The organism is Vibrio owensii CAIM 1854 = LMG 25443 (assembly GCF_000817815.1).
GTDB lineage: Bacteria > Pseudomonadota > Gammaproteobacteria > Enterobacterales > Vibrionaceae > Vibrio > Vibrio owensii.
In genome coordinates this window covers 121,494-139,056 of sequence record NZ_JPRD01000025.1, presented here as the reverse complement: position 1 = coordinate 139,056, position 17,563 = coordinate 121,494, and the positions used below count along the sequence as shown (strand labels likewise).

Annotated in this window: 19 protein-coding genes; 5 read left to right on the top strand and 14 right to left on the bottom strand. The window is 44.1% G+C overall.

Translation table 11 applies throughout. The annotated features are described in order from the left end of the window. Positions 1-124: 124 nt before the first annotated feature. From H735_RS15760 to potA, 4 genes are all read right to left on the bottom strand, one after another. Entirely contained in the window at positions 125-1,156 is a 1,032-nt protein-coding gene (locus tag H735_RS15760) for an extracellular solute-binding protein (RefSeq protein ID WP_009706099.1), read from the bottom strand. Positions 1,157-1,258: 102 nt separating this feature from the next. Continuing rightward, a complete protein-coding gene (gene potC / locus H735_RS15755) occupies positions 1,259-2,029 on the bottom strand; it encodes a spermidine/putrescine ABC transporter permease PotC (RefSeq protein ID WP_020197412.1) in 771 nt (256 codons plus the stop codon). Continuing rightward, positions 2,029-2,889: a spermidine/putrescine ABC transporter permease PotB gene (gene potB / locus H735_RS15750; RefSeq protein WP_005441590.1), complete on the bottom strand. Its 861-nt coding sequence runs from the start codon at positions 2,887-2,889 to the stop codon at positions 2,029-2,031. The genes potC and potB overlap by 1 nt, the downstream gene beginning before the upstream one ends. Further along, entirely contained in the window at positions 2,870-3,985 is a 1,116-nt protein-coding gene (potA, locus tag H735_RS15745) for a spermidine/putrescine ABC transporter ATP-binding protein PotA (RefSeq protein WP_009706100.1), read from the bottom strand. The genes potB and potA overlap by 20 nt, the downstream gene beginning before the upstream one ends. Before the next feature lie 401 nt (positions 3,986-4,386). Between potA and H735_RS15740 the strand changes: the two genes are divergently transcribed. The 4 genes from H735_RS15740 to ttcA all read left to right on the top strand — a co-directional run bounded on the left by H735_RS15740 (position 4,387) and on the right by ttcA (position 7,785). Next, the gene (locus tag H735_RS15740; protein ID WP_020197413.1) at positions 4,387-5,184 is read left to right on the top strand and encodes a DUF2189 domain-containing protein; all 798 of its coding nucleotides are present in this window, start codon (positions 4,387-4,389) and stop codon (positions 5,182-5,184) included. Then, positions 5,177-6,013 carry a glucosaminidase domain-containing protein gene (locus H735_RS15735; protein WP_027726808.1) on the top strand — a complete coding sequence of 279 codons (837 nt, stop codon included), beginning with the start codon at positions 5,177-5,179 and terminating at the stop codon, positions 6,011-6,013. Before H735_RS15740 ends, H735_RS15735 begins: the two co-directional genes overlap by 8 nt. A gap of 17 nt (positions 6,014-6,030) precedes the next feature. Next, positions 6,031-6,693: a DUF2987 domain-containing protein gene (locus tag H735_RS15730; protein ID WP_020197415.1), complete on the top strand. Its 663-nt coding sequence runs from the start codon at positions 6,031-6,033 to the stop codon at positions 6,691-6,693. A 198-nt stretch (positions 6,694-6,891) separates the two neighbouring features. After that, on the top strand, positions 6,892-7,785 hold the full coding sequence (gene ttcA / locus H735_RS15725) for a tRNA 2-thiocytidine(32) synthetase TtcA (protein ID WP_005441601.1): 894 nt from the start codon (positions 6,892-6,894) through the stop codon (positions 7,783-7,785). 125 nt (positions 7,786-7,910) lie between these two features. Here ttcA and uspE read toward each other — a convergent pair whose 3' ends face one another. From uspE to ccoN, 10 genes are all read right to left on the bottom strand, one after another. Continuing rightward, positions 7,911-8,858 carry a universal stress protein UspE gene (gene uspE / locus H735_RS15720; protein ID WP_005441604.1) on the bottom strand — a complete coding sequence of 316 codons (948 nt, stop codon included), beginning with the start codon at positions 8,856-8,858 and terminating at the stop codon, positions 7,911-7,913. Positions 8,859-9,039: 181 nt separating this feature from the next. Beyond that, the gene (locus H735_RS15715) at positions 9,040-9,786 is read right to left on the bottom strand and encodes an FNR family transcription factor (protein WP_005429849.1); all 747 of its coding nucleotides are present in this window, start codon (positions 9,784-9,786) and stop codon (positions 9,040-9,042) included. Between the two features lie 90 nt (positions 9,787-9,876). After that, entirely contained in the window at positions 9,877-10,554 is a 678-nt protein-coding gene (locus H735_RS15710) for a sulfite exporter TauE/SafE family protein (protein ID WP_020197416.1), read from the bottom strand. Between the two features lie 9 nt (positions 10,555-10,563). Next, positions 10,564-10,728 (bottom strand): cbb3-type cytochrome oxidase assembly protein CcoS, encoded by a 165-nt coding sequence (gene ccoS / locus H735_RS15705; RefSeq protein WP_005429857.1) that lies wholly within the window; start codon positions 10,726-10,728, stop codon positions 10,564-10,566. A gap of 14 nt (positions 10,729-10,742) precedes the next feature. Then, on the bottom strand, positions 10,743-13,106 hold the full coding sequence (locus H735_RS15700; protein WP_020197417.1) for a heavy metal translocating P-type ATPase: 2,364 nt from the start codon (positions 13,104-13,106) through the stop codon (positions 10,743-10,745). Positions 13,107-13,110: 4 nt separating this feature from the next. After that, positions 13,111-13,587, bottom strand: coding sequence for a FixH family protein (locus tag H735_RS15695; protein WP_020197418.1), 477 nt, complete (start codon positions 13,585-13,587; stop codon positions 13,111-13,113). Positions 13,588-13,676: 89 nt separating this feature from the next. Beyond that, positions 13,677-14,651 carry a cytochrome-c oxidase, cbb3-type subunit III gene (gene ccoP / locus H735_RS15690; RefSeq protein ID WP_020197419.1) on the bottom strand — a complete coding sequence of 325 codons (975 nt, stop codon included), beginning with the start codon at positions 14,649-14,651 and terminating at the stop codon, positions 13,677-13,679. After that, positions 14,651-14,824 (bottom strand): cbb3-type cytochrome oxidase subunit 3, encoded by a 174-nt coding sequence (locus tag H735_RS15685; RefSeq protein ID WP_005429887.1) that lies wholly within the window; start codon positions 14,822-14,824, stop codon positions 14,651-14,653. The genes ccoP and H735_RS15685 overlap by 1 nt, the downstream gene beginning before the upstream one ends. Before the next feature lie 9 nt (positions 14,825-14,833). Then, a complete protein-coding gene (ccoO, locus tag H735_RS15680) occupies positions 14,834-15,454 on the bottom strand; it encodes a cytochrome-c oxidase, cbb3-type subunit II (protein ID WP_009697800.1) in 621 nt (206 codons plus the stop codon). 12 nt (positions 15,455-15,466) lie between these two features. After that, positions 15,467-16,894, bottom strand: coding sequence for a cytochrome-c oxidase, cbb3-type subunit I (gene ccoN / locus H735_RS15675; RefSeq protein WP_009706109.1), 1,428 nt, complete (start codon positions 16,892-16,894; stop codon positions 15,467-15,469). A gap of 256 nt (positions 16,895-17,150) precedes the next feature. Between ccoN and H735_RS15670 the strand changes: the two genes are divergently transcribed. Further along, positions 17,151-17,507: a hypothetical protein gene (locus tag H735_RS15670; RefSeq protein WP_020197420.1), complete on the top strand. Its 357-nt coding sequence runs from the start codon at positions 17,151-17,153 to the stop codon at positions 17,505-17,507. The last annotated feature ends 56 nt before the right edge of the window (positions 17,508-17,563 follow it).

Below are 17,563 nucleotides of genomic sequence, written 5' to 3'. Positions count from 1 at the left end.
CAGTAATGCTTGAACTCGAGTCAAATAAACCTAGCAACATACAATTATATCAGTCAATTACAAAAATAGGCAGCGTATTGCTGCCTATTTTCATTTAGTAGATGGCTTATTAAGCAAGATCAGATTATTGACCCGCTTTTAGCTTCAGGAAGTAGTCTTCGTACTTCACTGTCATGTCGCCAACAGAGTCTTGCCATTCAACGCGGTCAAGGTCTTCTTGAGAAGGGAACAGTGGTGCAACGTCTTTGAATTTAGCGTTAGATTCTGCAACCGCCGTTAGATAACCCGTATCCGCTGAGATCTGCTCTGCGATTTCTGGACGTAGTAGGAAGTCGATCATCTTGTGAGCCGCTTCAACGTTCTTCGCACCAGAAGAGATTGCGAAGTTATCTACCCAACCGATACCGCCTTCTTTAGGGAATACAAGTTTCAGGTTCATGCCTTCGTTTTGAGCGGCTGCTGCGCTACCGTTCCAAAGCATACCAACGCCAACTTCGCCAGACATGTATGGTGCGCCTGGGTTGTCAGAGTTAAATACTAGAACGTTAGGCATTAGCTTTTGTAGCTCTGCGTACGCTTCATCGATTTGTTTTGGATCCGTAGAGTTACCTGAGTAACCCAGTTTGCGTAGTGCAATGTGGAACACTTCACGAGTGTCGTCCATCAGCATTACTTGACCTTCAAGTTCAGGCTTCCATAGGTCAGCCCAGCTTTGGAAGTCGTTTGGATCGTACATATCTGCGTTAACCGCTAGACCTGTAATCGCAACAACGTGTGGAATAGAGTAGTCGTTATTTGGATCGTAAGGCTTGTCTAGGTAGTTTTTATCTAGGTTGCCGAAGTTTTTCAGCTTAGTCTTATCGATCTTTTGTAGCATGCCTTCGTCACGCATCTTCGCTACGAAGTACGTTGAAGGTACTACTAGATCATAACCTTGGTTATGAGTTTTTAGCTTTGCATACAAAGTTTCGTTCGACTCGTAAGTCGAGTAGATCACTTTGATGCCAGTTTCTTTAGTAAATTGCTCTAGGATATTACTGTTGATGTAAGGACCCCAGTTCATAAATACTAATTCTTTATCATCCGCTGCCGCTGTACCAGAGAACAGAGAAAGCGCACATGCACTACCAGCTAATAGAGTAGCCCATTTTTTCATTGACGTTAGCTCCAAACCAAACGTTGTCCAATTTTGGACGATAGATAGAAAAACAGAATGGCATGTAACCATTCTGTTTCGTGATGTTAACGGGAGCGGATTCTACTTCACTTTTTCTCTTGCTAGCAACTGAGAAATTACTACCAAGACCAAAGAAACAATCAACATCACCGTTGCTAGGGCGTTCACTTCCGGTGAAATGCCCACCTTAACCATTGAGTAAATTTTCAATGGCAAGATTTCGTATGTTGGACCTGTTACGAACGAGCTGATAATTACGTCGTCCAGAGACAGAGTAAAGCTCAGTAGCCAACCTGCAGCAACCGCTGGTTTAGCAAGAGGAAGGATGATCTGTTTCAAGATAACCCATTCGCTTGCACCAAGGTCTTTTGCAACTTCCAACATTTTCACATCAAAGCCATTTAAGCGGCTGTACACTGTTACCACAACGAACGGTAGACAGAAGGTGATGTGAGCAATCAATAGAGTAAAGAAGCCAAGCTGTACGCCCAATACAAGGAACAGAGCAAGTAATGAAATCGCCATTACAATATCAGGAGACATCATTACGACAAACAGCATGCCGTTTACCGCGCCTTTACCTTTGAACGAGTAACGGAATAGAGCAACAGCCGTCAAGCTACCAATAATGGTTGCTGCTGTCGCTGAAAATACCGCTACGTTCAATGAGTGCCATGCAGCCTGCATTAGGCTGTCGTTATTTACTAAAGTTTCGTACCATTTCGTGGTGAAACCGCCCCATTTCATACCAAATTTGTTGGCATTAAATGAGTTAACAATTAAGACGATGATTGGCAGATACAAAAATGCATACACCAGCGCCATAAAGCTAAATCTAACTGTGCGTCCCATTAGTCTAGCTCCACTTTCTTATTCAATAGTTTGCCTGCTCTGTAGTAAGCGTAAAGCATCACAGCCATTGCGAAGGTGAGGGCGATACTGGTCGCTGCACCAAATGGCCAGTCACGAGCGTTCAATACTTGGCTCTTAATGACGTTACCGATCAGTAGGTTCTTCGCACCGCCAAGAAGGTCAGAGATGTAGAACATACCTAGTGCAGGTAACAGAACCAACAAACAGCCACCGATAATGCCAGGCATTGTCAGAGGTAGAATAACGCGTGTAATGGTTTGAAACTTGTTCGCACCAAGGTCTTTTGCTGCCTCGATGTATGTGTTGTCTAACTTCTCGATTGCCGAGTAAAGCGGCAAAATCATAAATGGAAGCAAGATGTACACAAGACCAATCATTACTGCTGTTTCGGTATACATTAAACGCATCGGCTTATCGATGATTTCCATTGCCATCAACGACTTGTTCAAAATGCCTTGAGTACCTAGAACAATCTTTAAGCCGTAAGTACGGATAAGAGAGTTAGTCCAGAACGGTACAATCACCAAGAACAACATGAACGGACGCCATTTTTCAGGCATTTTCGCTACGATGTAAGCAAATGGATAACCAATCACCAAACACAACAAAGTTGCGATGATCGCCATGTAAAAAGAGTGCATCAGCACCTTTGCGTACAAAGGATCGAGTAGGCGAAGATAGTTGTCGAATGTAAACGTTAATTCAATGAGGTTCGCTTCATCACGCGTCAAGAAACTTGTACCGATAATCATTAGGTTTGGTACTAACACAAACAGTGTTAACCAACCAACGATTAGGGTAATGATCGCGTTCTGAAGATTAAGCTTCTTGCTTATCATTTAGTACTACCTCCCAGCTCTCAACCCAAGTAATAGCGACTTTCTGGCCGAGAGAGTGGTCCACATCTGGATCATCTTCGTTAAAGAATTCGCTTACCATCACGCGCATGCCTGAATCCAACTGGATAACAGAATCAAGCGTCATACCTTTATAGGTACGCTCAGTTACGTGACCTACGATGCCTTTTTCTTCAGACTCTTTGATCTCTTCGATTCGTAAGTCTTCTGGGCGAAGTAGTACTTGTAGTTTGTCACCGGCTTGTGCTTCTTGATCGTAGTAAACAACGGATTCAACACCTTCAATCTCTGCACGAATACGTTTCTCGTCGATACGATCTAGCATGGTTGCGTTGAATACGTTGATCTCACCGATAAAGCGAGCAACAAATAGGTTCTTAGGTTCTTCGTAGATCTCACGTGGAGAGCCATCTTGTTCGATAACACCGTCGCGCATAACAATAATACGGTCAGACATCGATAGGGCTTCTTCCTGATCGTGCGTAACGAAGATAAAGGTAATACCAAGTTGACGCTGTAGCTGTTTAAGCTCGATTTGCATTTGCTTACGTAGTTTGTAATCAAGTGCAGATAGAGATTCATCTAGCAGCAGTACTTTTGGCTTGTTCACAACCGCACGCGCAATGGCGATACGTTGTTGCTGACCACCAGAAAGTTGGTGAGGCTTACGCTGTGCCATTTTTTCTAGGCGAACCATGCGTAGCGCATCCATAACTCGTGGCTCGATCTCTGCAGCAGGTGTTTTCTGCATGCGAAGACCAAAAGCAACGTTTTCAAATACGGTCATATGAGGGAAGAGTGCGTAACTCTGAAATACCGTGTTGACGTGCCTTTGCTCTGCAGGAACCTGTGTTACATCTTGGTCATCTAATACGATTTGACCGTTATCTGCCGTCTCAAAGCCCGCGATCATGCGTAAAACTGTTGTTTTACCACAACCAGAAGGACCAAGAATCGTCAGAAACTCACCATGATTAACATCCAGATTTAAATTACCGATGATTTCCTTGCCATCGAAACTTTTGCTAATACCAGATAGACGAACTACTGGCTTTCCTGCTTGCTGTTTAGCGTTCAACGTCTGTATTTCTCCCACGTTCAAATTGGGTTTCGACCAATTGATGTGACATTAGTCATTCACTTTTGAGGCGCGCATCATAATCACCAAAATTGTGAAATCAAAGCATTTTCTTATCTTGAAACAGAAAAAATTTTGCAGGAAAAAGTAAACATTCCTTACCATACTGTTTTTATGGGGGTATTCAATTTTCCGCTATACATAAGCAAGGCATTAATTTCTTCAGCAAATGTTTTCAATTTCATGGATTTGCGAGTGGTTAATTATCGACCAAATAGCAGATTTTGCAAGTATTGAGGCCGACTTATGATTTTAGACGTGGAAAGATTTCTTTATAATGACGCCCTTATTAATTAACTGGTTTTCCAGAAAAAATCTTACAAGTTAGCCTTGGATTAAATATGAACAACGATTTTGAGAAAGATTTCAATCTTGGAGGGAGTGTAGAGCGAGCTCTTTCTGGCAAGTATGAACTAAAAGCAGCAGCCGTTTTTAGTGAAGCTTGGCGCACCACCATTCAACAGTTTTTGTCCTTCTCACCTGCGATTATCCTTTTGCTTTTCGTACAGTTGGGTATCTTCTATATCGCACTGCAACTTCAACTGGGTGATCCAGCCGTAATCCTTGATGCTATTCAAGACCCAGAATCTTTCACCACTGACATCGTTTCCGCTATTTATGTGGCTAACTTTAGTTACGAAGTGATCAGCGCGCCGATTTATGCTGGTATCAGCTTAATGGCGATGAGCCACGTTGCTGGGTTACGAACCAAGATCCGTCATGTGGGCAAAGGCCTTCAGTTTACGGTACCAGTTATTCTAGCAACGCTGTTTAGCTTGATGATGCAGGGTGTAGCGGGAATGATTTTCCCATTGCTGTCTCTGTACCTTTCTTTAGCGTTTAGTCATTCTATCTTATTGATTTGTGAGAAAAGAGTGCCGCCAATGCAGTCACTTCTCTTGTCACTTCGTGCAATCAACAAGAAGCTTTTTGTGGTCGCAGGGCTTTACTTAGGCGTGATGTTGATGTTTATTGTTGCTGCAATGTTCTACGGAATTGGCTTGATCTTCGTGCTACCGTTCTTCTTCCATTTGAAGGGAATCCTGTACCGCGAAATGTTTGGTATTAAGTTAAAGATCGTAGCGACACAGCAAAATGATAACGATCACGATGGTAACTCTCAGGTGTTTGATGCCTAAATCTTTAAAATCAATGAGTTTACGAGTGGCGGCTATCACAATAGCCGCCACTTTTGTTTCTGTAGGACCATATTTGCACTACGACCGCGAATATCGCAATGCGATTGACTCGCAGGTAGTTCACGGCCCAGTAACACACCCAGACTTGTCTAACCTCCCTTATATTGGTGACATTCCTGATTTCAACTCGATTAAGGACACGAAAGATAAGAAGACAGCGTTCTTCGACTTCCTTCGACCGAAAATAGCGTTAGAAAATCAACGAATCGAGAAGGAGCGTGCATTCCTAACGTCTTTAAAAATCGGCGAGGTGAGCGCTGAGCAAACCTCTTACGCTGAACGCTTGGCTTCGCTTTACTCTTACCCATTGCAAGAAGGTACAGTGACACAAGCTTGGCTAGATGAAATGTTCAAGCGCGTCAACGTGTTACCTGAGGCGTTGGTTTTAACCCAAGCCGCCAATGAATCTGCGTGGGGAACCTCTCGTTTTGCCACTCAAGCAAACAACTTGTTTGGCCAATGGTGTTATAAGAAGGGCTGCGGAATTGTCCCGGCACATCGTGGGGCAGGAAAAACGCATGAAGTAGAAAAATTCGACACAATACAAGAGTCGGTGCACGGCTACTTTATGAATGTGAATCGCAACCGTGCTTACGCTGATTTACGCGACATTCGCGCTAACTTAGCAAGGAAACACAAGGATTTGTTATCTGTGGCGACGGCATCGGAGCTAACTCATGGTTTGCTTGCGTATTCCGAACGTGGCATCGCTTACGTTAATGACTTACGTGCGATGATTCGTCACAATAACGCTTACTGGACACAATAGAAGAAATAACAGATCGGATGAAGAAGTTAAGCCTAAGTTTACTAGGCAGTGCGGTACTGGTCTTAGCATCGCCTGCAACTCACGCGCAAGAATACATGTTTACGTACTCTAAGCTCTACACACAATTGAAGAACAATGCGAAAGAAGGACATGACGACGTTAAAGTCGGTGTCTTTTTTGTCGATGCAGATACTAAGCAACTGTGTGAGATAGAAAAAGCATGGATGGAAAAAGAAGAGCATTACGAAGAGTTTGTGATTCCAGCTTCTAAAGAGCTTCCCATTCCGATCGACAAGAACTTGAAGTCTGCGAACCCACTTGTCTTCGTCCAAACGCCGAAAGACACACGATGTGATTACTCTTTAGTTGTGATGACCAAAGAGCCATTACAGGGTAACGTATCTTACGAGCAACTTACGCCTTTGATGCCACAAATGCAGGCGTTACTTGAAGATTTAGGCGGTATGTTTGCTGGTTGGTTCACTCCAGAGGTACAAGGTGTGACCATGGAATTTGCGGATGACTTGAATGACACTATCACATTCTCCGATGGCACAGAAAAAGCCATTGTGAATGGTAAAGTCCAGGTGGCTTTGAGTGACATTGGGGTTGGAGGTTATATGACTTTGCCTCAGCCAACGACTCGTGTCCTACCTTATCTGCCAAACGCGAAAAAATAATCGTGATTTGATTTTTGAAGAGCTGCAATTGCGGCTCTTTGTTATTTTTATTGCCCATCGCGCTGTTTTAGAGTGCATTTATTGACGACTCGGTCACACAAACATTTAATCCTGCGTAAAAAGCTCGTATAATCCACGCCCCATAGAAACCCATGTTAGGAAGCCCTAGTCGATTTATCGGCGATGTGAGAGCCCGCAATGAACCAAGTAGATACAAGAAAAGAAACCCTAGAATTCAACAAGCTTCAGAAGCGTCTAAGAAGAAATGTTGGAAATGCCATTACTGATTACAACATGATCGAAGAAGGCGATGTTGTGATGGCATGTATTAGTGGTGGTAAAGATTCATTTGCGATGCTTGATATCCTGTTGAATCTACAAAAGGCAGCACCAATCAAGTTTGAAGTGGTTGCGGTTAACCTTGACCAGAAACAGCCAGGTTTCCCTGAGCACATTCTTCCAGATTACTTTGAAACACTGAACATTCCTTACTACATCGTAGACAAGGACACTTACTCAGTGGTTAAAGAAAAAGTGCCAGAAGGCAAAACGACTTGTGGCCTGTGTTCGCGTCTTCGCCGCGGCACGCTTTACTCTTTCGCTGAGAAGATCGGTGCGACCAAACTAGCACTTGGTCACCACATGGACGACATTGTTGAGACTATGTTCTTGAACATGTTCCATGGCTCACGCCTTAAAGCGATGCCTCCAAAGCTTCGTTCAGACGACGGCCGTAACGTTGTAATTCGTCCGTTGACTTACTGTCGTGAGAAAGACCTGATCAAATACGCAGAGCACAAAGAGTTCCCAATCATTCCTTGTAACCTGTGTGGCTCTCAAGAGAACCTTCAACGTCAATCGATTAAAGCAATGTTGATCGATTGGGATAAGAAAACACCTGGTCGCGTAGAAGCTATCTTCAAGTCAATCCAGAACGTAAGCCCAAGCCAGCTTGCTGACCGTGAATTGTTCGACTTTGAAAACCTTCCACTGGACCGTGAAGGAAATCGCGAAGAATACGAATTCAGTGAAGCCGTAGTTTCTTCGACCAACATCGACGAATCAATGTTTATCGATGTAACCAACATCTAATTCGAAAAAAGGAGGCTAAATTAGCCTCCTTTTTAATTTGCGTGCTTAGGGCCGTGAACAGAATAAAAAAATCCCCCAACAATTGGGGGATTTTCATTTCTATATTATTTCAAAAACAAGCGCTGTTATGTCGCTGTATTCGGATCAAGCGGACTGATGTAACCGTTTGGTTTTAATGCCAGTACGTCGCAATTGATTTTATCAATCACATGCTCCGCTGTGTTACCAATAAACACCGCAGAAAGCCCCGTACGACCAGTCGTGCCAAGAATAACCATTGCTGCATTTAGCTTTTCTGCCGTTGCAGGGATAATGTCTTCTGGTAGACCTTGTTCAACGATTGTTTGCTCTTCATCCAAACCGTGCTTTTGGCGAAGTGCTTTCATTGCTGTTAGGTGGTGCCCGCGAACTGCATCTGTGTAAGTTGTTGGGTCAAACTCAGGCAATTCAATCGTAATATTCGCCGGAGTAACCGGATAGGCATTAACGAGATACGGTTCAGCATCGAGACGATTGGTGATTTCTTTAAGGCGCTCGACCATTGAGTCGTTCAAATCAATGTGCGTTGGGTTTTCCGAACCAACATGAACAGACGCGAGAATCTTCGCGTGCTCTGGCCAATCGGAGTTCTTAATTAGAAGCACAGGGATAGGGCACTTACGCAACAAATGCCAATCTGTAGGAGTGAAAATGACGGATTCTAGAACATCGTGTTTACGCGTTCCCTTAATAACAATGTCGTGACCGCCAGCAAAGACTTCAGCAATGATCGCTTCATAAGGGCGATTATGCCAAACAACACAAACATCAAAGTCGAAGCTATCGTCTAAATACGGTTGGGCTATCTTACGCATCCATTGTTCACGTTGGTGGATAACACCGCGACGCATAGCATCTCTTTCATCGACCGACAGCATTGAGGTCATGTCATACGAAAAATCGTAGATTGACAGAAAGAAAGTGATTCGGCTTCTGGATACACTTTTTCGAGCGAGTTGAACTGCTCTTGCAAGTGCTGGCTGCTCATCATTATTGATGTCAGCAACAACAAGGATCTTACTGTATATACTCATATCTAAGCCCACTTATTATTGTAAAACCAAATACCGAATATAAGGTAAATCAGTATATTGGAGTACACAAGGTACATTTTTACTGTAGCTCAGTTTGAGGAAGAATTTGAGGACTTTCGAAGGGATTTTAGAAGAAATATGATGTAGCTCATTTTCGAGCTACATCAATTGATAGGGCAAATTAGTCTTTGCTGACGCCAGCAAGTTCCATCAATGCATCATGGTCTAAGATGGTGATGTACTTACCTTTTACGCTCAGAATTTCAGATTTCTGGAAGCGGCCAAGTAGGCGACTGATGGTCTCAACTGTCAAGCCAAGGTAGTTACCGATGTCACCACGAGTCATGGTTAGACGGAATTCTCTTGGGCTAAAGCCACGTTGAGAGAAACGTGTCGATAGGTTGTATAGGAAAGCCGCAAGACGCTCTTCAGCATTCTTTTTAGAAAGCAGAAGGATCATCTCTTGGTCGCCTTTAATTTCGTTACTCATCAGACGCATGATCTGTTGGCGAAGTTTAGGCATTTTTCCTGATAGGTCATCAAGGATTTCGTAAGGAATCTCACATACCATTGATGTTTCAAGTGCTTGAGCAAAGCTAGGGTGTAGATCGCCTGTGATTGCGTCAAAACCTACAAGGTCACCCGCTAAGTGAAACGCAGTGATTTGCTCATCGCCTTGTTCTGTAATGGTGTAGCTCTTGATAGTACCAGAGCGGATAGCGTACAGAGATTTTAGCTCATCACCTGCTTTAAAAAGCTCTTGGCCTTTTTGGATTGGCTTTTTACGCTCGATGATTTGATCCAACTGATCCAATTCAGACTCGTTAAGAGTAAACGGAATACACAGTTGGCTAATGCTACAATCTTGGCAATGAATCGCGCAACCGCCTGATTGGATACGCTTTGTTGCAGGTTTTTCAGAAATCATAACAACCTTTCACTATTTGATATACATCAATATTTTATCACTGCTTACTTCTAAAGGGTAGCAAAAAAATTATCGAAAACGACTTTCATATTATATGAAACCAAGCATTCGCATAGCTCCGGCGGCAGTATACACGCCATAAGTTATGAGGATTAATGCTGAGATGTTTCTAAATATTAACGACTTTTGCAGTTTCTGAAAATGAGTGGCACCGTATCCGATCGCGAGCATCGAGGGCAGAGTACCCAAACCAAACGCCAACATAATTAATCCACCGTTCAATGCACTCCCTGAAACAGCAGACCATGTGAGTGCTGAGTAAACTAAGCCACATGGTAACCATCCCCAAATGAAACCAAATGGGAATGCGTGCGTCGGATGTTTTAGCGGCAACAGGCGCTTGCCTGCAGGAGAGATAAACTTCCAGATATACTGACCTGCTTTTTCAACAACAAGCAGTCCTTGCCACCATTTGGCAATGTAGAGCGCAACTAAGATCATGAAAATTGCAGCGACAAATCGAAGCCAAGCGAGAGATTGGGTTAAACCGCTCAATTCTGAAAGGCCTGATATAGCACCACCAACAATAGCGCCAATCAAAGCGTAGCTGGAAAGCCTGCCAAAGTTATAGAAAAGAGGAATAGAAGAAGATGGTTTGTTGTTCGGTGCACCCATGGAGAGTAACGAGGCGATACCGCCACACATTCCCATACAATGACCGGCCCCAACGAGACCGATCATAAACGCGCCAATAAAATCTGGACTCATAGAGTAACGCTATTGTTTTTTGTTATTTGGTTTTTCGTCTTCATCAAGAAGAATGTTGTGACCTTGTCGCTCTAGGTCTTCAAACTGATCACTACGAACAGCCCAAAGGAAGATGGCAACGGCGACACAGACCAATACAATGGCGATAGGGATTAATATGTAAAGACTTTCCATGTTTGATCTCTCACTTACTTCTCTTTAAGCAGTCGCAACGAGTTGGATACAACAATAATAGAGCTTGCTGACATACCCACAACAGCAACGTATGGAGCGACCAAGCCTGCAACTGCCAGTGGCAAAATTAGCAGGTTGTAGCCCAAAGACCAAGCCAAGTTTTCTCGGATTATCTTTCTTGTACGTATTGCAAGCAATCTAGCCTCTAAAAGCTTCTCTAAGTTGTCGCCAAGAAGCGTCATATCTGCAGAGGCTTTAGCTACATCGGTACCACCACCCATCGCAACGGATAGGTGAGCTCCAGCAAGCGTTGGTGCATCATTGATACCATCACCAACCATCATGGTTATGTCGTTTTGATCTAGCCCTTTAAGATACGCGAGTTTGTCTTCTGGTTTTGCCGATGCGATCACATGGTCAATACCCATTTCATTCGCAACAGGCTGCGCATTTTGAAGTGAGTCGCCTGTCAACAAGGTTGTTTTGATGCCGGCGTCTGCAAAGCGTTGAATGAAGGCTTTACTCTCTTTACGAATAGGGTCGCGGTAATAGAAGGTTGCAACGTGCTCTTCGGCTACAGAAAGATATACAGCGTTACTCTCATCTCGGTTTTCACCAACTACGAAGGTGGCACTACCAATTTTTACCGCCTTGTTGTTCCATACACCTTGAATACCAGAACCAATGATGTTTTGAACATCGCTCACGGTAACGTCTTCTTGACCAAACCCTGAGAATGCGCGAGCAATCGGGTGGTTTGCGTGCGCTTCAAGTGCCGATGCAATCGCAAGTGCTTCAGTTTCATTGAAGCCAGCGAAGGTCTGGGTTTGACTAATTTCTATGTCGCCTTTGGTCAAGGTACCTGTCTTATCCACGACAAGATGATTAATCTTACATAGCGTTTCGAATACATGACCTTTACGCAGCAAAATACCAAAGTTGCCCATACGAGAGGTAGCGCAAGTTAGCGCGGTTGGGGTTGCCAAAGATAGGGCACATGGGCAAGTGGCTACTAAGACAGACAGCATAATCCAGAACGCATCATCAGGTTTAGTCTGATGCCAATAGAACCAAGTGCCTGCGGAAATGATTAATATCGCGCCTACGAAATAACGTGCCACGACGTCAGCGATTTCAGCAATCTTAGGCTTGGAGTGCTGGGCTTCGTCTTGAAGACGAACAATGTTAGAAATCATAGAGTCTGCTTTCGAGTTCGTCACTTCTAACTCAAACGACTCTTCACCATTTAGTGTGCCAGCGTAAACCGCATCTCCGGCTTTCTTAACCACGTGAACCGACTCACCAGTAAGCATGGACTCGTCGATATGGATGCGACCAGAAATTACTTTGCCATCGGCAGGAATGTGCTCGCCAGGAAGAACGCGGATACAATCGCCAATCTTTAACGTTTTCACCGGGATTTGTTCACCGTCTAACGTCGTGGCAATCGCAGGGATGAGTTTTAGAAGGTTACCACTAGCTGCAGCTGCTTTGCGTCGAGCCCGCATTTCTAAGAATCGGCCAACCAACAAGAAGAAGGTAAACATCGAGATAGATTCAAAGAAAACTTCACCTTGTTCAGTCACTGTTGCAACTAAGCTTGCCACATAAGCGAAGATCAATGCTATAGATACCGGAACATCCATACCAAGCGTTCGACCCCTAATGCTTCGCCATGCATTGAGATAGAAAGGGAGCGCAGAATATAGGAGCACAGGGGTTGCAAAAATTAAGCTCACCCAGCGGAAGTAGTTTTTAAACTCGGGCTCTAAATCACCAAAAACTTCCAAATACAGCGCGACTGCCAGCATCATTACTTGCATGGTTGCAAGACCTGCGATACCCAAACGATACAGGTACTGCTTCATCGTATGGTGGTAAGCCGCTTCTTGTTTATCTGCTTCAAAAGGGGCGGCTTTGTAACCGAGTTTATGAATGACCGACAGCAGTTCACTAAGTCGAACTTGAGTTTTATCCCAAGCGAGTAGAGCACGGTTAGTCGTGGTGTTTACACGAATGGAGGCTAGGCCTTTAACACCCGACACTTGTTTTTCAATCAACCAAGCACAAGCGGCGCATGAGACGCCCTCCAACGAGAGCGTGACTTCAGAAGTGTTCTCATGGTTGCGAACAAATTCTGACTGAACGTCCTCGTTGTCATAATGGATAAGGGCTTGGAGTTGCTCAGGGACTAGATCCGCCTTTTCTGCTGGTGCAGTACGGTATTGGTAATAGGATACAAGACCACTATCGACAATCGTTTGAGCCACGGTTTCACAGCCCGGGCAACACATGTCGCGAATTTCGCCCAATATTTCTACTTTGAAATCCGTGTTGGCTGGTACATCTTCACCACAGTGATAACAGGATTTACACATAGACTTACTTCATCAAAGTTGTTGGTTGTGCTGGGAACTCGACTCGACCTTGAATCATCCATTCTTTGTTATGTGGTTCAAGTTCGACAAACCAAGGGCCTTGAATGGAACTTTCAGGCATTAAACGATAATTGCCAGTCGCATCAGCCGTAAGAAGCTTAGTAAAGTCACGATCTGGTAGAGTACGGTGCGTGAACGTAGCGGTTAGTGCAGGGAAGTGTGGCAATTCTCCTTTGTTGAAGGAGATAACCACTGTGTTGTCATCTGACGAAACGGTAGCATTAAGACCAAGGTCTCGAGCGACATTCATTTTACTGATGTCGATGTTGATACCTTTGCCTTTTTTATAGTAATCCTCGGCGACCAAAGAAACAGAGTTGTTGGCGAATACGACCACTGTAACGATTGTCCATACCACAACGGTTAAAGGCAGGATGATCAGGAACCACGGCCAAAATTGTTTATACCAAGGCTTTACCATAAAAAAGTTCTCAACAGCTAAATGAAAAAATGTAAGGCTTTAAATTTAAAGGAAAGACAGCCCCTATGAAAGGGGCTGTTATTGAAATGTTACTTATTGTCAGAGTTGCTTAAACTCCAGACGTATGCCGCGACAAGTTGAACTTTGTCTTCGCCTAGGATGTCCTTCCAAGCAGGCATTACACCAGAGCGACCGTTCATAACTGTTTCTGTTACTGCAGCGCGTGAATCGCCGAATAACCAATCTTGGTCAGTTAGGTCTGGCGCACCTACAGCAGGGTTACCTTTACCATCGGTGCCGTGACAAGCTGCACACACAACGAAACGAGCTTTGCCGGCTTCCGCTTCACGTGCGTTCACTTTACGACCAGAAAGGCTTAACGTGTAGCTTACGACTTCTTGAACACCTTGTTCACCAAGTGCATCTTTCCACGCTGGCATCTGACCGATACGACCTTGCATGATAGTTGTAACGATAGCCGCTGGCTCACCGCCGTATAGCCATGCGTCGTCAGTTAGGTTAGGGAAGCCTTTTTGACCACGAGCATCAGAGCCATGACATTGCGAACAGTTCTGTAGGAACAAACGTTGACCAACTTTAATTGCTTCAGGATCTTGCGCAATCTCAGGGATAAGGCGTAGACCATCTGCGTTGTGAGCAAGTGCGCGGAATGCTTCACCGAAGTATGCATCAGCATCATCTAGCTCTTTAGCGTATTGGTTAAGTTGCTTGTTTTCTTGTGCTCGTGCGATGGCTTCTTTCGACTCTTCCAACGTACGTACAGTTTGATCTGAACTCTGCCAGTTTAGGACACCTTTGAAGCTACCTAGACCTGGAAATAGGGTCAGGTATACAGCAGCAAACACAAACGTGCTCACAAACAAGTATGTCCACCATTTTGGTAGAGGGTTATTAAGCTCGCGAATACCATCGTACTCGTGGCCCATGTCTTCCCCTTCCTCGACGCCCATTTTGTCTTTAGCGCACCAAGTCAGGAGGATCGCACAGCCTACTAGCGTACCGACAGTAATCACGATAATCCAGAGACTCCAGAATGTAGTCATTACTTCTTCACTCCTTGGTTATTTGGGGTCGTTTGTTCTTCGTCAGCAAACACCAAGTTAGCATCTTCCTCAAAGCGTGCTTTACGCTTCTTACCAAATGCCCACCATACGATGCCAATAAAACTAGCGAAGAGCACAACGGTATAAATACTATGAATTGTACCGAAATCCATATGACCCCCTTACTTCATTGCATGACCAAGAGACTGAAGGTAAGCGATGATTGCATCCATCTCTGTTTTACCTTCTACTTCTTTAGCCGCATTCGCGATTTCTTCATCCTTATAAGGGACACCGAACTGGTCACGGAAGATTTCTAGTTTCTTCTGTGTCAGTTTGCCGTCTAGTACGTTCTCTTCAAGCCAAGGGAAGCCTGGCATGTTTGATTCTGGTACTAGCTCTCGCGGGTCAATAAGGTGAACACGATGCCATTCGTCAGAGTAACGTCCACCTACGCGTGCCAAATCTGGACCTGTACGCTTAGAACCCCATAGGAATGGGTGTTCCCAAACGCTCTCACCAGCGACAGAGTAGTGACCGTAGCGCTCTGTTTCAGAACGGAAAGGACGAATCATCTGGCTGTGACACACGTTACAACCTTCACGGATGTATATGTCACGACCTTCCATTTCCAGAGGAGTGTAAGCTCGTAGATTTTCTACAGGCTCCGTCGTTTGCTTCTGGAAAATCAGAGGAGTGATTTCAACAAGCGCACCCCAACTGATTGCAAAGACGATGAAAATAGCCAACAAACCGACATTGCGTTCTAGGATTTCGTGGCGATTATTCGAATTATTACTCATTCTTTAATCTCCTTATGCCGGTTGAGGGATAGCTTTTAAGCTTTCTTTAGGCGCAGTTACCGTCTTGTACGTGTTGTATGCCATTAAGAACATACCGAATAGGAAGATGAAACCACCTAGGAAACGTACGAAGTAGAACGGGTAAGATGCTTCTACAGATTCAACAAAGCTGTAAGTTAGTGTGCCGTCAGAGTTAACTGCACGCCACATCAGGCCTTGCATTACACCTGAGATCCACATTGCTACGATGTAAAGAACAGTACCAATAGTCGCCAACCAGAAGTGAACATTGATTAGGCTAACCGAGTACATGCGCTCTTGACCAAATAGACGTGGAACAAGGTGGTACACAGAACCAATTGAAACCATTGCAACCCAACCTAATGCACCGGAGTGAACGTGACCAATGGTCCAGTCTGTGTAGTGCGATAGCGCGTTTACAGTCTTGATTGACATCATTGGACCTTCGAAAGTAGACATACCGTAGAAAGACAATGAAACAATTAGGAAACGCAGGATAGGGTCGTAGCGAAGCTTATGCCATGCGCCAGACAGCGTCATAATACCATTGATCATACCACCCCAAGACGGAGCAAATAGAACCAAAGACATCACCATACCTAGAGACTGAGTCCAGTCTGGTAGTGCTGTGTAATGCAGGTGGTGAGGGCCAGCCCAAATGTATAGAGAGATCAGTGCCCAAAAGTGAACGATAGATAAACGGTAAGAGTAAACAGGACGTTCAGCTTGTTTAGGGACAAAGTAGTACATCATACCTAGGAAACCAGCGGTCAGTAGGAAACCTACCGCATTGTGTCCATACCACCATTGAACCATCGCATCCACTGCACCAGAGTAAATCGAGTAAGATTTACCAAGTGACACAGGGATAGCCATGCTGTTCACGATGTGAAGTACTGCTACTGTAAGGATAAAGGCACCGAAGAACCAGTTAGCCACGTAGATGTGAGAGGTATTACGTTTGACCAATGTTCCGAAGAACACGACCGCGTAAGACACCCATACAATCGCGATTGCGATATCGATTGGCCATTCTAGCTCAGCATATTCCTTACCAGAGGTTAAACCTAGAGGTAGGGTGATTGCTGCGGCTAAGATGATTGCTTGCCAACCCCAAAAGGTGAAGGCAACGAGTGGGCCACCAAAAAGACGAGTTTGACAGGTGCGCTGAACAACATAATAAGATGTCGCGAACAGGGCACTGGTACCAAACGCAAAAATTACCGCATTAGTATGCAATGGACGTAAACGACTGTACGTCAACCACGGCGTATCAAAGTTTAGCTGTGGCCAAACTAACTGAGCGGCAATCAAAACACCAACAGCCATACCAACTATGCCCCATAAAATGGTCACAAGGGTAAATTGGCGAACGACTGTATAGTTGTAGTTTTGTTCAAGCTGCTTTACTTGGCTCATTTGCATGCTTCCAATTTCTAATTAACTACACTTTACTTCCAACACGACTTGCGTCGTAACACCACCCAAGTAAACTCTAGAATTCAAGTGTTATCATCACTTTATTTCCATTGCTGACTTTAATAAAAAGTGGCATTTTCAGCGTGACACTATACTTGAATTAACAATTCAATGACAGAGTAGTAACCTTACAAGGCCTCTGGAAATCATTTTTTATTTAAAAAGTTTGAAGTTTGTAACAAGGATATTAGGAATTATGGCTGCACAAAAGTTAACAAAGGCAAGACTTGCACAAATCTTAATCATGCTCAGTCTTTTAATTGGTGCCTTTTTCTGGCGCACCTTTACTTATGAGCAAGATAGAGAGGTGGATTGTTCACAAAAACAGCGATGTGATGTAACAATTGGGGTAGCAAAGATCACTATAAACAAGGCTTCAGAAGGATTTTCGATTGAAAGCTCGGAAACTGATAGTGTAAAAATTGATCTAAATCAATCTGGCAATTTTATTAACTTAGATGATAAATATAGGGAGATTGATTGGAGCGTTATTTCTGAGACAAAAGCAATTAATCTCAAAATAAACGAAAATATTGTCCGAGTTCATTTATAAATCAGATCTGACGCGAGATAATTGTATCTTCTTTGTGCAATTAATACTTTCTTGCC